This window comes from Hanstruepera marina (assembly GCF_019880635.1).
Taxonomy (GTDB): Bacteria; Bacteroidota; Bacteroidia; order Flavobacteriales; family Flavobacteriaceae; genus Hanstruepera; species Hanstruepera marina.
This window is the reverse complement of the sequence record NZ_JAINVX010000002.1, coordinates 25799-41897: the sequence shown is the minus strand read 5'-3', so window position 1 is coordinate 41897 and position 16099 is coordinate 25799. Positions and strand designations below refer to the sequence as shown.

Genomic DNA, 16099 nt, shown 5'->3' with positions numbered 1-16099 from the left:
TTCATAATTTTTTAAAAATTTACACTCATTCTAAATCCATATGTTCCTGTTGGTGGTGTTTGACCACTAGAACCTATACCACTAACACCTGTTCCTCCAGTATTAATAGAGAACTCTGGATCTGTATATCTGTTTTCTTTTGCTCGCCACATAACCAAATTATTGGCAACTAGTCCAAACGATAAATTCTCTATTGCAGTATTCTCCAAAAATTTTGAAGGCAGTGTGTAGTTTAAAGCTAATTCTCTAATTTTAATAGCAGAAGCATCAACTACATAATTCTCCTTAATGTTATTATATGAAGTTTGCCAGAAGTTTCTATTACCTCCCGAAGTTGTGATATTCTCGTTTGCAACATAAACTCCAGAACCTGGTGATGTTTCATACGATGAATTAGGAAACACAAATGGCTGTCTATTGGTAGAGGCACTATGAAGGGTTAAACCTGCAAATTCCAGCGACTCAACTACTGTATTATAGAAAACATGACCCGTTTTATAATCGGCAACAGCCGATAAAGACAAGTTTTTATATCTTATGTTGGTTGTTGCACCAATAATTAAATCTGGTACAGTAGATCCTAAGTTTATAAACTCATTCGTTACTAAAGGGTCTCCTGTATTTTCATCTATAACAACACGTCCTTCTGGATCTCTAACATAACCTGGCGCAAAAATTGCTGGATAAGATTCACCAACTTGAGCAAATAAAAACGCCGTATTTTGGAATCCTGTACCTACCTGTAGACGCTCTGCACCATCAGCTAATGAAATAACTTCAGATTTATTTGTTGTAACTGTTATACCTAAATCCCATTGAAAATCCTTGAATTTTAGTGGAACTAGGCCTAAATCAATTTCAATACCTTTATTCTGAATTTCTCCAACATTTGTTAAGTATGATGTAGCTCCTGAACCTGCTGAAGATTGTGAAAAGTTTATTTGATCTTCAGATTTCACAAAATAGTAATTAGCTCCTAACTTGATTCTTCTTTTTAACAATTCAATATTAAACCCTCCTTCAATAGATGTTGAAAATTCAGGACTTAAATTAGGATCTACAGCAACTGTAGTGGGTCTTAAACCAGTAGTACTCCCGAAAGGAAAGCCTCCAGGTACTTGAAAGTTTTCATTGATCTGCCCTATTCCAGCATCGTTACCAACCTTGGCATAACTGGCGTTAAACTTTAAATAATCTATAATACCACCTTTTAACCCATCAAAAGCATCGGTTGGAACAAAGGAAATACCCGCACTATAATAACCGTAAGAATTATTATCAACTGGTAATGTTGATGAAATATCCTGCCTATAAGAACCTGTTAAAAATAGGTAATCTCTAAACCCAAGTGTTAAATCACCAAAAAACGAGTATAGTCTTTTTTGCGTAGTTCCTTCCCCTCCGGTTAATTCACCTGTTCTTACATTAGTATTGTAAATTACATTGGTAAACAAATTATTTCCACCAATGTTTACTTGCTTACTCCTAAAGGTTTCCACGTGGTTACCTAAAATTAAACGTGCACTAAAATCGTCACTAATTTGTTTATCAAAATTCACCAAAAGGTCAGAATTCAATCTAAAGTTTTCGCTCATACCATCCTGTACTGCATTAACTTCATTGGCTGGTCTTGTGTAGGTAAGTGTTGGATCGTATTGCCAAGCTTCCTGTGTGTTTTTAAAACTACTATTAAACCATGTTCCACCTAAAGTATAGGACGCTGAAATCCAATCATTGAATTCATAATCCAATCTTGCAATACCCTGTAACCTGTTAGATCTTGAAGTGTTTCTATTTTGATCTATTACCTGATATGGGTTTTTAAAGTAAGCGTTAAAATACGTGTCTGGAGTTGAAAACTTATCGGTTCTCCAGTTTCTATAATCTGAAATTGGAATATGACCTGGCGTATTTAAAAGGATTCTGTAATAGCTACCATCATTTGGACTTGCTCCTGCTACATCTGTTTTATCTTGAAAGAACGATACAGATGTTGATGTTTCCAACTTCCCACTTTTGCGTGTTGAATTAAACCTAAAATTATCTCTAACATACTTGTCTCCAGGGGTCACGCCAGTTCTATCAACCCTTTGAGCGGAGAAAAAATATGACGAGTTATCACCTGCACCACTCAACGATATATCGTTTTGCAGAGTTACACCTGTTACAAAAAAGTCTTTTTTGTTGTCCTTAATTGGCGCATAGGGCAATACTTGATAGGTGCCATCTGAAAGAATAGGACCAACCCTTCTTGGAAGACCGTCATATCGTGGGCCCCAACTTTCATTTTCTATAGGGTCATATTCAAAATTTTGAGTAGAACCACTTCCAAAAAGTGTTTGGGTTTCTGGGAAATATTTAACGTTTTCGAATGTAGCTACCGAATTGAAGCTAATGCTTATCTTTTCGTCTTTCTCCCCTCTTTTTGTTGTAACAATTATAGCTCCATTTGCTCCTTTTGAACCATATAAAGATGCTGAAGACGCCCCTTTAAGTATATTTATGGATTCAATATCATTAGGATTTAAATTGTTTAGTGCTCCTTGTGATTGAGGCACACCATCAACAACTATTAAAGCTCCATTATTACCTGTTAAAGAACTGTAACCCCTCAACACAATAGTAGATGATGGGTTTACACCATTATCACTAGTGTTAATATTAAGTCCCGAAGATTTACCTGAAAGCGAGGAAGCCACATCTACAGGTGCTGCCTGTACTAAAGTTTTACTCTTAAGTTCTGTTGTGGCATAGGCCAATTGTTTGGGCTTTCGTTTAATACCTAAAGCGGTAATAACAACCTCATCTATGGCTGTTACATCTGGCTCTAGTGAAACACTTATTGTATTACTGGAACCCACAGTCTGTTCAATTGTTTTATAACCTAGAAATGAAAATGATATAACATCATTTTCGTTGACAGAAAGACTAAATTTTCCATCAAAATCTGATTGGGTGCCATTTGTTGTTCCTTTAACTAAAATATTCACCCCAGGAAGTGGTAAACCCGACTCGTCAGACACCACACCTGTTATTGATTTTTCTTGTCCGTATGAACAAATTGAAAAAAATACGAATAAGAAAAAAAGCTTGTAACCTTGATTCATTGATATTATTTTTATGTTAATAATATGCTAATCTACTTGGTAACATGCTGCCCTATTTTACTCTTGATGTATCTAACTTATATTTTGATGTGAATAACTGTTTTTCATGGAAAAGTTCAAATTACTTTCAAATAAGTGTTATATCCATTAATTTTTAAGCTATAATCTCATAAAATTCCTAATAGCGACTTTCTAATTTATTTTTCATATTTATTCATTGCCTTGATTTTTGAATTGTACAACTTATATTTTGCTGTTAACGACTTATAATTTGATTTAAGTTGTGTTAAAGACCCCTACGCAATAAATTTAAATATGTAATTTGCATTAAAAAGCAAAAAAGTAATAACAAGAAAGTTGCCACTAATGACAGTAAAAACTATTATTATAGATGATGAACCTTTGGCTAGACAACGCATCAAAATATTATTGAATGACGTTCCTGAAATAGAGGTTATTGATGAATGTTCGACTGGAAAAAAAGCCATAAAGAGTATTGACACTCTGAACCCTGATTTAATTTTCTTGGATATTCAATTAAAGGATATGACTGGTTTTAATATTCTTGAAAAAATCAATCCAGAAAGCAAGCCCATGGTTATTTTCATTACAGCCTATAATGATTATGCTCTTAAAGCTTTTGATGTGTTTGCTTTTGATTATTTACAAAAACCCTTTAAGGATGATAGGTTTTATAAATCGACACAAAAAGCCATTGAGCAACTTAATCAACAACATAACTCATCGTTTGAAGAACGCGTTGAAGATTTACTAAAATATATAAACTCGAATGACAAAAACTCACTTAACAATTCTAAACGCATACCTATTAAATTAGGTAATCGAGTACTTTTTATTGAAAATGACAATATTAAATATATAATAGCTTCTGGGTATTATGCAGAAATTCATACTGATGAAAGAAAACACTTATTAAGAGAATCATTAAATAACTTAATAAACGATTTACAACCTGAAAAGTTTATAAGAATTCACCGTTCTACAATTATAAATTTAGATTATGTTAAAGAGCTTATTCATTCTAACTATGGTGAAATAGACGTAAAAATGACCGATAATAAATTATTTCGGATAAGTAGAAGCTATAAAAAGGATTTTATAAAAGCAATAGGTTTAAAATGATTAGGGAAATAGATAAAAAATTAATCCGTATACTTTTAAGTTTTTATTCAGTATACTTTTTAATCAATATCCTTCAAAGAGTATATTTAAAATCTAACGGATATGGTTTTAGACATATTAGCTGGAGCCAATTGCTTGTTGAAAACACGGCTATTGAGATAATTAATACCATTCCTCTTATGCTTTTAATCATTTATTTTTCAAGATGGATGATTAAACAAAACTTCAACTTATTCAATCTTATTATAATTCATGCTTTAGTTTCAGTAGTAACAGGAATACTATTTTCATTTTTTTATGTCTTTATACAATTTTTGGCCGGAAACATATCTTACGAATTAACTTTAAACAGTCTTTTTACAAGTTCAGTAAGATATTTAAACACTCATTTTCTTATATACTTCACCAGTGTATTCATTATCAATACTTATTTCTATTTAGAAAAAAGTTTAAATGTTGAAATCCAAAAAATCAATATAGAAAAGCAGCTTGCCCAAGTAAAGGTTAACATTTTAAAGTATCAACTTCATCCTCATTTTTTCTTTAATACCCTTAACAGTATATCTAGCTTAATTGACATTGACACAAAACTAGCCCAAAATACATTGGCCGATTTTAGTGATTTTTTAAGAGACATATTATTTCTTAAAGATTCTAATTTATTGCCCATTTCAGTTGAAATGAAAGTACTTAAACGCTATATTGATATAATGGGCATTCGGTTTTCAGACCATTTAAATGTTTCTATAAATTTGGAGGATGATTTAGATGATGTTTTAATTCCAAGTTTAATTTTGCAACCTATAATAGAAAATGGCATCAAACATGGCTACTCTTACGACGCAACCGATTTAAAAATTGACATTGATATTTTCAAGAAGGACTCCAAACTTTGCATTGAAGTAATTAATAACGGAGAACCCTTATCTGAGAATTACAAATACGGAACTGGATTAAAAAACACTATTGAAAGGCTAAAAACTTTATACGGAGACGACTATACTTTTTCCATTGAAAACAGAAAAAACGGTACAGGAGTAAAAACCAAAATAATAATTCCTTTTTCTCAAGAACAAGTTTAATAATTATATAACAGACTTGTACCTAGTACATAAAAAAGAGCAACCATTTTGGTTGCTCTTTTTTTAGTAGCGGGAACTGGACTCGAACCAGTGACCTTCGGGTTATGAGTTTGAACCCTAAAAACCTAAAATACTGTTTTACAGTATTTTATTTCCTGCTATTTTTCAAAATCGTATGCACTTTTGTATGCAAAACGTATGCAGTTTGATGTTGTGGTTAAACATTAAATGTTAATCAAATTTACGATACTTTGAGGCATGTAGCCAAGATTAATTCCAAATATTTTTCAATCAACACATTATAAACAACTTAAATGAAGTTTTAAATGTAGATTGATATAGATATCGAAAAAGACAGTTCAATGATAAACTCAATCCAGAATTTGTAAAAACTTGAGTGAAAAAAGCATTCTAAAAACACCTCTCTAAAACCTCATAAGGCGCTATTTTTTTTTATTTTTTAGGAACAATTATAAGGATCAATCCAATTATAAGGTATTCTTTTGCAAAAGTATCACGCAATAAATAAATCTAGGCTTTTAGAATATCGGATATCTAATTTGAATAAATATTTCTTTTTAATATTTAGAAACTACTTGAATAAAATCTTTAGTATTGTAATAAGATGCTATTAAGTCACTTGATTTTAACTTTTCAACAAGTTTTGTATTCTCACTCGATGATTTTATTCTAGGTCTCTTTCTAGTAACCACCATTTTATTATATGGATATGATAATAAGCCGATCAGAGTTTTCATTTCACCTTTATTCAAATCTTCAAAATACTTATTCAATAAAATAATTTTTGACTCATTTTTCTTACCATTCACAAAGAGACTATTAAGTAACCTATAACTTAAAACAACTTTCCTTGAAGCAGATAAAACCTCACACAATAAAGCTGACAAATCTTTATTACCAACAATAAGGTTTTCACTTATTAAAGGCACTAAGCTAGCTAAATCATCCTTATTCGTTTTATTATTTTTTATCAACTGAATAAAATCTTCCGATTCAAAATTATATTCTGAAACAGTCGTCAAAAACTCATTAATAAACTTTTCAATAAGATTGATATGCTTATGAGGAAAATGAAGTTTCAGTAAGTCATAATTCGAGGTGGTCAAATTCAAAAACCTATCTTCAATCATAAAACCAACCTTATTACTAGACAAGTTTTCAAACCCCAAAGAATTATACCTATAGGGAATAGATTTTATTATTTTTGGAAAAGCTTCATCAGAAATCTCATCAGTCAATAATAACATTTTTGAAATAGTCTTAATATAGTCGCTATCTCTATCTTCAACATCACTAAGCTTGCTTTTAGAAAGTTCCTCGACCACTTCTTCTTCATTTAAATAACCAACTAAAACCTCATCAAATCCCTCACCTATTCCATCTTCTTCTTTAACACCAATAGAATCATAATATTCAAATACATTGTTCCAACTATTGGCAATCTTAATCTCCTCGACAAGATATTCTTTGATATTCAAATCAACAACTTCATTCAAGTTTTCAACGTAAAGATTAGACTTATCTATTAATTTAATTCTTGAATCTTCATCAATATTAGAATTATTAAGAAGTTTTAAATAAGATCTTTTATCTTCATCAAAAACATCTAAATCAAAAACAACATTCTCAACGTAAATATTAATATTCTCTTCCACATAATTAATTAACCCTGTTAATTTAGAGTTTAAAACATTTTTATAGCTAGGTACAATTTCAGCCTCACTAAAAACATCAGAAGCTTTTGCCGATAATAGGATTTTAATATTATTAGAGTTTAACTCATACTGATTTTCATTATATACATAATCAAAAACAACCTCATTTTCATTAGTTGGACTAGTTAGATGTTTCAACTTTAATTTCAATTTTTTGATTAGCTTATTTATTTTATGATTATCTGCATTACATCCGATAGTATTTAAAAAGTCTTCTTTATTAGAAATAAAATTTTTCAATTTGTCATTGTAATCCCAATAACCTGAAACATCAATATTGTTAATTATCAATATTAGATACTTTTCTTTTTTTTCATTTGTAAAGTCTTTATTTGATTCCACATAATCCCAAAGCTTGTACCATTTTTCATTTAACACTCTTATAAACCCTGAAACCTGTTTGCCATTAGTAACATAATTATCAATAAAACCATTTTCAGGATTACCTTTAACCTTCTTTATAAATAAATCTAACTTACCCGAATAAAGGTTTTGATTTAATAATAAAAAATCCAAAAGAAAATGATTTAATATTGCATCAGAGTTAAAGTATCTATCCTTTATTTTCTTTATCAGTTTATCAACTTTATTTAATTTGAAATTATAGTCATTGGGTATACCACTGATTATACTTTGAAGAAAATCATAATCTTGTTTCGTTAGGCTTACTTCGTGAAAATATGATAAATAGTCAGAATATTGCTCATTAATATACCCCTCACTTATAAGGTACACGATTAACTTGTCCTCTAAATACCGTCCAAAAACATCCTCTTTACTACTCTTTTCAACAATCTGGCTTAAAGTCAACTGTCTAATTCTTTCTTTTTCTCTTTTAAAATTTTCAATTTCTCTTGAATGCGCATCAAGCTTTTCTTTATTTAAATTTTCTAAACGCTCACTAAATGTTAAGTCTGGATTAACTTTCTTTTCAATGTCAGCAAATCCTAAATTCGACACTTGAACTCTACGATAAGAATTGGCTTGCCTTACATTATTATAGTTATCGTAGGTATAATACCTAAAGCCATCTATCTCTTTTAACTTATCAAATATGCTTTTAGAAACTAAATCTTTAGCCCCATAAATTGCTCCCTCAATTTCTATTAATAAAGCTGTTGGTATATTTTGAAAAATTGCATTAACATAAATCGCCCTTAATTCAGCTTCACTTTTAATCTGCTCTTTTTTTATTACTTCAATTTTCAATCTTTCTGCTTCAATCAACTCATCAAACTCAACTTCTCTATTCTTCACAAGCTGTTCTCTCCTGTTTATAATCTTATAAAGCTCTCCTTCATTGTTATTTAATAATGAAAAATCCTTTGGGTAAAGGTTTTTATAAATTACCATTGCAAATAGCCTATCCTGCATCAAGCTGTTACTCAAATTATCTCTGTAAATCAAATATTCATTCCAAATATTCTTTAGTAACCTCATATCATTCACAAAAAACGAAACCTCATCTATAAAATCTTCTTCGGGTTTTTTATCTGAATCTAAATTGTTTAATTTCTCGATTAACTTTTCATTCGCATTAGAGGGATTTATTATTGGTATGACTGGGATAATAAAATCAAAAAACTTTGTTCTATGTTTATAATCTTCAAAAAGGTCATCACGTACTGCATATACAAAGACAACTCTTTTACCAACTTGTTCAGAGCTGTTCAACAATAAATTAATCTCTCTTAATTTGCTAAATATCTCTGTGTTTTCAAACCTATCCAAATCCTCTATTACAATAACATTAAACGGAGTTTTCTCAAAAAAATAAATTATTTCATCAATATTTTTATTAATGATTGATTGGTCAATATTATCGTTAAGTTCAAAGTCCCCACTCTGAACATTGAGTTTATTTAACTTACTATTATTCAAAACTCTAATTATTTTTCCAGCAAACAAGCCTAGACCAAGTAAAATAAGTAACAATGCTACATACTGAAAATATATAAACTCCCAGTTTTCAGGAATGATTTTAAGCACTAAACTTTCCTTGAATAATATAAAATAAGAGATAATCCATAATACAACAGAAAATGATATTACTCCTATTCTCCACTTACTCAAACTCTTAATCCTTCTAAATCTTGAATCAGGAATTCTGTTATGCTTTACGTGATAAAAAAGTTGTTGCAAAATACTTAACTCCAACAATCTTTCTAAATCATCAATCTCATCACTTTCCCCATTAGTCTCAACTGGTTTAAAAGCAGCTAATGAAATGTTTAAATAATGATATTTAGGTGGAGGATTTAGTTTTTGAAAAGTTTTTACAATACTACTTTTACCTGAACCATAAACTCCTGTTAAAGCAATATTCTTTATTTCTTCATCTTCTAGCGCAACTTTAAGAGCATTATTGTAAACAGAAATGTCTTCTTCACTCAAAACAGTTGGTGATAAAGAATCATAATCATTTGTTTCTTTCTCAACTTTTTCTTTTAGAAAACTACTCTTTAAAACTTTTTTTAGTTCTTTAAAAAATGATTTGATATTTTGGAGGTTGATTTTGTAATTTTTTAGCATTTGGCATATAATTTTACAATCTATTTTACTTTTTTTTAATTATTTATCATAAAAACACAAATGATATATTACTCTAAAAAAACATTCAGATTCTACATCTTGTCATTTATAAAATTTTTTACAGATTTGACTGAAAATACGTAAAATAAGATTAAATTTTACTTTCTATCTACTTATTCAATTTCCTCAAATTTTGTGAAAATATATACTTCTAACTATAAATCTTACGGTTTCCACTATGCTGCTAAATATTAATCAAACCCTTATTTAATTATTTAAAACAGACCGAAACTGATAAAAAAATCGTTCTATTAATCGTAAATCTTCAGTGATGATTTCGGCTGAACCTTTCATTTCCTGTTTGAAGTCAATTTCCTTGTTATAGGATGTGACCAATTTTTGGGGAAGCTCAACATCTATATAATAAAATCCTTCGGAGTCAGCAATAAGCGATATATTTTTAACCCTTCCATTGAGGACTCCGAATTCAGTATCAGGGTAATTTTCAAGTTTGATATTGACTTGTTGGCCAACTTTAATCTTTCCAGAATTTTGAACTGGTGTTTTTAATTTGGCTACATAAAATTCATTATCACTTGGAATAATCGTAAACACCAAATCTCCTTGATTAACAGTTTGGTTAATGCTCCAATAATTTAAAAAAGACACTTTGCCTTGTATTTCAGATTGTAGTACATAAAGATATTCCCAATCCTTAATAGCTTTTTTTAATTGATTGAACGATTGTATGACATTTTTGAGCAAGGTCATTTCTTCTTTGACCTGATTAATTTCAGTACCTTTTGAAGTTTTATGGGCATTACTAATGGCTTCACGAATTTGCGACATAGAGGACTCATAGTTTTTAAAATTTCGCTCTGCTTGGGCATATTCCAATTGTTTACTTTCAAAATCTTGTGCTGAAATGATTCCCTTTTCAAATAAAGACCTATTCCTCTCTAAATCCTTTTTTTTAAACTCTAGCTCTGTTCTGTTGATTTCCTTTTGCGATTGTAAACTCCGAAGCCTGTTGTTCAATTCGGAAACAGAATAACTATTAGCAATAGCCTCGTTAGCAAATGGTTGTAATTGTTTATTCAATTGATATTGAATATAACTATTTTCAAACAATGCATATTGTGATTCAATATCACCTAAAAACAAAAAGGGAATACTATCAATAGGGAAACTAAAATTTCTTGTATCGACCTTAATGGTGTCAATTATGGATTTTAATTTAAAAACGTCTTGATAAGTGGCTGTATTCTCTATAATGGCCAATGGTTGTTTGTGATTTACCAATTCGTTTTCTTCCACTAAAATAGCATCAAACTTACCCGTAATTTTTGCATATTCTTTTTGTGGTGGCACTTGGGTTGTTACCGTTGCTTCAGAAACAATTATGTCTGGATATTTTACAAACCATGAAATGAGAAGCAATAGCACTATTAGTGAAAGAAATAGTACATTACCCCAACGTATCATCCAATGTGGCACTTTGGTCAGGATTTCCTGTACTTCATCGCTTCTTAATTCTATGTTGTCTAAAGTTTTGTTTTCTGGCATTAGAACATCTGTTTTTCAGACATCTTCCCTAAAGAAGAATTAATCTATATTAATTTTAACTCCCTAACTCTAATTGGTTTTTAACCAAGTTGTAATAATCGCCTTTTTGTTTTATCAACTCATTATGGTTTCCAACTTCCACAATGTTACCTTTGTCTAAAACCACAATTTGGTGTGCATTTTTTACTGTACTTAACCTATGGGCAATGACCACAACGGTCTTGTTTTCAAAAAAGGTATCGAGTTTTTCCATAATGACTTTTTCATTGTTAGCATCCAATGCTGAAGTAGCTTCATCAAAAAACAAAAAGTTAGGGTTTTTATACACAGCCCTTGCAATTAATAAGCGTTGTTTTTGCCCTGTACTTAAACCAACGCCTTCCATGCCTATTTTGGTATTATAAGATAATGGTAAGGTTTCTATGAACTCTTTGATATTGGCTACATCTACAGCATGAGCCAATTTTTGTTTATCAACATAGTCTTCACCTACAGCAATGTTGTTGGCAATAGAATCATTAAAAATATAACCTTCTTGCATGACTACACCACATTCATCCCTCCATGTTTTTTGGGAAATGTTTTTAAGGTCAAAATTACCCAATTTGATGTTTCCTTCAATTGGGTTATAAAACTTTAATAAGAGCTTCATTAATGTTGTTTTACCACTACCACTGACACCAACAATAGCGGTTACTTTATTTGCAGGTATGGTTACGTCTAACTCCTGAAGAACTATTTGGTCTGAACCTATATAGCGAAAAGACAAATTAGAAACTGAAATATCAGCTTCCTCATCAATATCATTTGCAAAATCAATATCTGTTGGTTCTTCATCTTCCTTGCTATGGATTTCGGACAAACGATCCAAGGATATTTTGGCATCCTGAACTTCACGAATAAAATTGATAAGCTGTGAAATGGGTGAATTCAATTGCCCTACAATATAGCTTATTGCCAACATCATACCCAAGGTAATGTCTCCATCTATAACCAATTTGGCCGAAAGGAATGTTATTAATATATTTTTAAGTTCATTGATAAAACCAGAACCAACACTTTGGTATTGCTCTAATGCCAGTCCTTCAATGGAGACTTTAAACAATCGTGCCTGAACAAATTCCCAACCCCAACGTTTTTGTTTTTCGGCATTGTGCAATTTTATTTCCTGCATGCCATTAATAAGCTCAATCACCTTACTTTGCTCTTGACTTACCTGTGAAAAACGCTTATAATCTAAATCTTTACGTTTTTTTAGAAATACGGTTATCCACACAAAATAGAAGATACTTCCCAATACAAAAACACCAAATATCTTTATGTTGTAATAGGCTAGTACCAAACTAAATACAATTAAGTTGACCATAGAAAAAAGAACGTTCAAAGAAGAAGTAGTTAAAATTCGCTCTATACGTTTATGGTCATTAATACGCTGGAGGATATCGCCAGTCATTCTGGTGTCAAAAAATGCAATGGGTAAGTTCATAAGCTTAATAAAAAAGTCTGACACCAAAGAAATGTTAATGCGTGTGCTTAAATGCAACAATATCCAACTACGTATAACTTCAATAGAGGTTCTGCCTATAAACAGCGCCAACTGTGCAAAAAGGATAAGATAAATAAAATGAACATCTTGATTTTTAATACCAACATCAACCACACTTTGGGTTAAAAATGGAAAAATAAGTTGCAGTAAACTGGCAGCTATAAGCCCAATGACCAATTGCCATAAAAACCGTTTATACTTAAAAAGATATTTACTTAAAAACGAAAAGCCTAACCTTTGGGTCTCGGTATCAAATACTATATTATAAAGTTTAGGTGTTGGTTCGATTAACAATACAATACCTTCTTGAGTTTGCTCATTGGCATTATTACCGATCCAATGTTTTAGAAATTCTTCTTTATTATAGTTTATTAACCCGTGTGCAGGATCTGATATATAGTAAAGTCCTTTTTTAACTTTATATAGAACTGCGAAATGGTTTTTATTCCAATGTATTATGCTCGGTAAAGGAATATCAGGAATTTTTACTAAATCAATTTTAACTCCTAAAGTTCTAAAACCCATTTTTTCTGCAGCATCACTTAAGTTCAGCAAATTACTACCTTCTCTAGTTGTTTCGGTTAATTTCCTGATTTGTTGTAACGAAATAACCTTATTATAATATTTAGCTATAATCTTAAGACAAGTAGGACCGCAATCTTTGTTGTCTGGTTGAATATAATGTGGAAAATTTTTCAATAGTTAAATAGGGTGTTTTTTATCAGTTCAAATTGAATAAATATTGATTTTTTATAATTGAGTAAAGTCAAAAAATCAAAATGTAAACAACGCGGTCAACAAAACCTGTGATGGTCTAATAACATAAAGGCTTTGTAAATTATAATATTCATTATTTTGAGTGTTTACATAATTTCTTGTGTTTAAAATATTATTCCAAGAGAGACTTATATCTATCGGGTGTTTTTCAAATGAGTATTGATATTTTATATTCATAATAACTGCATTCTGGCTATTTTGAAGATTATTGTAATAATGCTCTATAGCACCATTTAAATATTGTTTTTTATCTAAATAAAAAAATGCATTCACAGAATTGACCCAGTTTTCCACCCTATTAAAACTAAAATCTTGCGACTTAAGTTGAGAAGTATTGAACGTAGAATTTACTTTTATACCAAACCACTTTTCAGCATCAATATCTGCTTTAAACTCATACAATTGCCCGTAGGTTTTATATCGATCAAAAGCATTATTTACAATTTGGTCTTGTTCTACTAAATAAAAACTTCCGCCCCCGCTTAATGTAGTTTTCCAACTGTCTAAATACTTACTGAAATTAAATGAAATATTTTTCTGGATTTGATTATTGTTTTGTTCAATACTTTTAATGGCTAAACCACCTTCTGGAGACACTTGATAGTCAAAAATTAAATTATTTTTGTTTTTTATTATAGAAAAATTAAGTGAGCCAAATACTGCTTTTAAAGCATTTCTGTATCTAAGTCCAGTAGAAGCATTATATTGTGTTTGCCTGCTTAATATTGGATCATATCGCACTAAACTTCTATAATTTTTTAATATAAAACCGTTATGAAGATTTTCTGCTTCGCCAAACGAATTAGATATTTGACCTGATAATCGTACTTCCCAAAAAGGAGTAAGCTTTTTTGACACAAAAATACGGGGTTCAAAGGTCAGAGGTTTAGAAGAAATACTATATTCAGGTAATTTAAAGCTTCTAACAAACAAAGGAGTTTGTAATGTAATTTGCCAGATTTTATCTTTATACTCAAGCTTATTTGAAATGAAAAAGGTAGTACTTTTTAAAGAATAATTGTTACTGGTATTGGGAAATGTATTCGTTATTGTTGTAATTATTTCAGATTCAAACTGTTCTTTTCTAAAAGAAAGACCAACTGTTGGCGCAAGTGTAAACTTTCCTAGCTTTTTAGCTAACCCAACTGTATTATCAGTATAAAAAGCTCGGTATTCTAAATATTGATGTATTTGATCATAACTCTCACCATTGTTAAAGAAATCAACGAAAGTTCCAGGTGCTACTATTAGTTCTTGATTAGTACTTACATAACCTGTTTTCGAATTGAATTCGATTAATTGTTTCCCAATCGGCATTAAAATATGAAAATGATTTTTTAAGTTCCAATAGGGACTTGAAAGTTGTTGAGAAATCTCAGATGCGTTGTTATTTATTAAACCTTGACTACTATCCCAATATGATTGGGATGAAAGTTCATTTTTAAAATAATTTTTGCTCGTGTTCTTCTCTAATGTAATTTTAGAATCCAAGGAATGTAAATAATATTTATTATTTATACTTTCTAAATAATTTAGGCTATCTGAAGAACTTATATAGGTACTTTTTTGCGAGCCCATTTCCAAACGACTTCCATTGAGATAAGATAAATTAATTTTTAAATCCATTTCTTTTTTTAATCTTTCCAAATGGTTTATCGTACCGTAATGATCACTATTATCCAACCATCGTTCTGGAGTAAAAGGCGGTTTTTGTAATTGTTGCACTTCCAAAAGGCCTTTCTTTGAAGTGTTGAATTCAGGAAGCAGAGATTGTGATGAAGAAAAACTCTTAAAATTAGAAGCCAAATCTTCACCTGTATTATTGTACTGATAACTTACTAAAGTTTGTCGCTTTTTAGAAAGCAACAACGGAGTAATGGTTGTTTTAATTAAACCTGGCGAGAAACCTGCACCTAATTCAGCTTTACCACTTAAGCTCACATTATTTTTTAATTTTATATTGATGGAAGTGCGATCTGACCCCACCAAACTATCTAAAACTTTAATTGGTTGATGGTTCTCCAATACTTCTACACGTGCAACATCATCAGCAGAAATACTTTCATTAGCCAATTTATATTTTCCTTCCATTAAGTCTAGACCTTCAATGTAGTATTTTTCTATAGGCTCACCCATATATGTAATTTGTCCGGATGGAAGCACATTCATTCCAGGCATTTTTTCAATTACATCTGCAATTGTACGATCGCTTTTATTTTTAAAAGCGGATACAGCGTATGCAAGTGTATCACCTCGCTGTCTTATTGGATCTGTTTTTAAAATTACCTCCCTTAATTCTTCTACAGATTCTTGTAATATAATGTCAAAATGGGTTTTCTGTGCTTCAAGTATATTTTTCCATGTCATAAACCCAAGAGACTGTATCTCCATCTCCAACCCCTTTACAACAGAGTCTATTTGAATTGAAAAACCTCCTAATTCATCAGTGACTGTATAAGCAATAATTACTTGAGTGTTTGTTTTTTTTATTATTACTGTGGCACTTTCCACAGGGTTGTCGGAACTATCTTTTACAGTGCCTGATAGTTGTGTTTGAGAATTGCCAACAAAACCTAATATTCCCAAGATAATAAACAGCCATAATTTCAT

Annotated in this window: 7 protein-coding genes; 2 read left to right on the top strand and 5 right to left on the bottom strand. The window is 30.6% G+C overall.

Translation table 11 applies throughout. From position 1 onward, the window contains the following. Nucleotides 1-11: 11 nt before the first annotated feature. Nucleotides 12-3107 (bottom strand): SusC/RagA family TonB-linked outer membrane protein, encoded by a 3096-nt coding sequence (locus K7G76_RS07835; protein ID WP_223033657.1) that lies wholly within the window; start codon nt 3105-3107, stop codon nt 12-14. 366 nt (nt 3108-3473) lie between these two features. On the opposite strand from K7G76_RS07835, the gene K7G76_RS07830 reads away from it, so the two are divergent. Beyond that, on the top strand, nt 3474-4250 hold the full coding sequence (locus K7G76_RS07830) for a LytR/AlgR family response regulator transcription factor (RefSeq protein WP_223033656.1): 777 nt from the start codon (nt 3474-3476) through the stop codon (nt 4248-4250). Continuing rightward, entirely contained in the window at nt 4247-5332 is a 1086-nt protein-coding gene (locus K7G76_RS07825) for a sensor histidine kinase (RefSeq protein ID WP_223033655.1), read from the top strand. Before K7G76_RS07830 ends, K7G76_RS07825 begins: the two co-directional genes overlap by 4 nt. Nucleotides 5333-5910: 578 nt before the next feature. On the opposite strand, the gene K7G76_RS07820 is transcribed toward K7G76_RS07825, so the two are convergent. The 4 genes from K7G76_RS07820 to K7G76_RS07805 form a co-directional block, all read right to left on the bottom strand. Continuing rightward, nucleotides 5911-9600: a YobI family P-loop NTPase gene (locus K7G76_RS07820; RefSeq protein WP_223033654.1), complete on the bottom strand. Its 3690-nt coding sequence runs from the start codon at nt 9598-9600 to the stop codon at nt 5911-5913. A 267-nt stretch (nt 9601-9867) separates the two neighbouring features. Further along, complete coding sequence (locus tag K7G76_RS07815) at nt 9868-11166, bottom strand: HlyD family secretion protein (RefSeq protein ID WP_223033653.1); 1299 nt, start codon at nt 11164-11166, stop codon at nt 9868-9870. 55 nt (nt 11167-11221) lie between these two features. Then, nucleotides 11222-13411: a peptidase domain-containing ABC transporter gene (locus K7G76_RS07810; protein ID WP_223033652.1), complete on the bottom strand. Its 2190-nt coding sequence runs from the start codon at nt 13409-13411 to the stop codon at nt 11222-11224. 75 nt (nt 13412-13486) lie between these two features. Next, nucleotides 13487-16099, bottom strand: coding sequence for a carboxypeptidase-like regulatory domain-containing protein (locus K7G76_RS07805; RefSeq protein WP_223033651.1), 2613 nt, complete (start codon nt 16097-16099; stop codon nt 13487-13489).

Coding starts and splice junctions, on each gene's coding strand:
- K7G76_RS07835 (WP_223033657.1), bottom strand. CDS start 3,107: ATGAATCAAGGTTACAAGCTTTTTTTCTTATTCGTATTTTTTTCAATT.
- K7G76_RS07830 (WP_223033656.1), top strand. CDS start 3,474: ATGACAGTAAAAACTATTATTATAGATGATGAACCTTTGGCTAGACAA.
- K7G76_RS07825 (WP_223033655.1), top strand. CDS start 4,247: ATGATTAGGGAAATAGATAAAAAATTAATCCGTATACTTTTAAGTTTT.
- K7G76_RS07820 (WP_223033654.1), bottom strand. CDS start 9,600: ATGCTAAAAAATTACAAAATCAACCTCCAAAATATCAAATCATTTTTT.
- K7G76_RS07815 (WP_223033653.1), bottom strand. CDS start 11,166: ATGCCAGAAAACAAAACTTTAGACAACATAGAATTAAGAAGCGATGAA.
- K7G76_RS07805 (WP_223033651.1), bottom strand. CDS start 16,099: ATGAAATTATGGCTGTTTATTATCTTGGGAATATTAGGTTTTGTTGGC.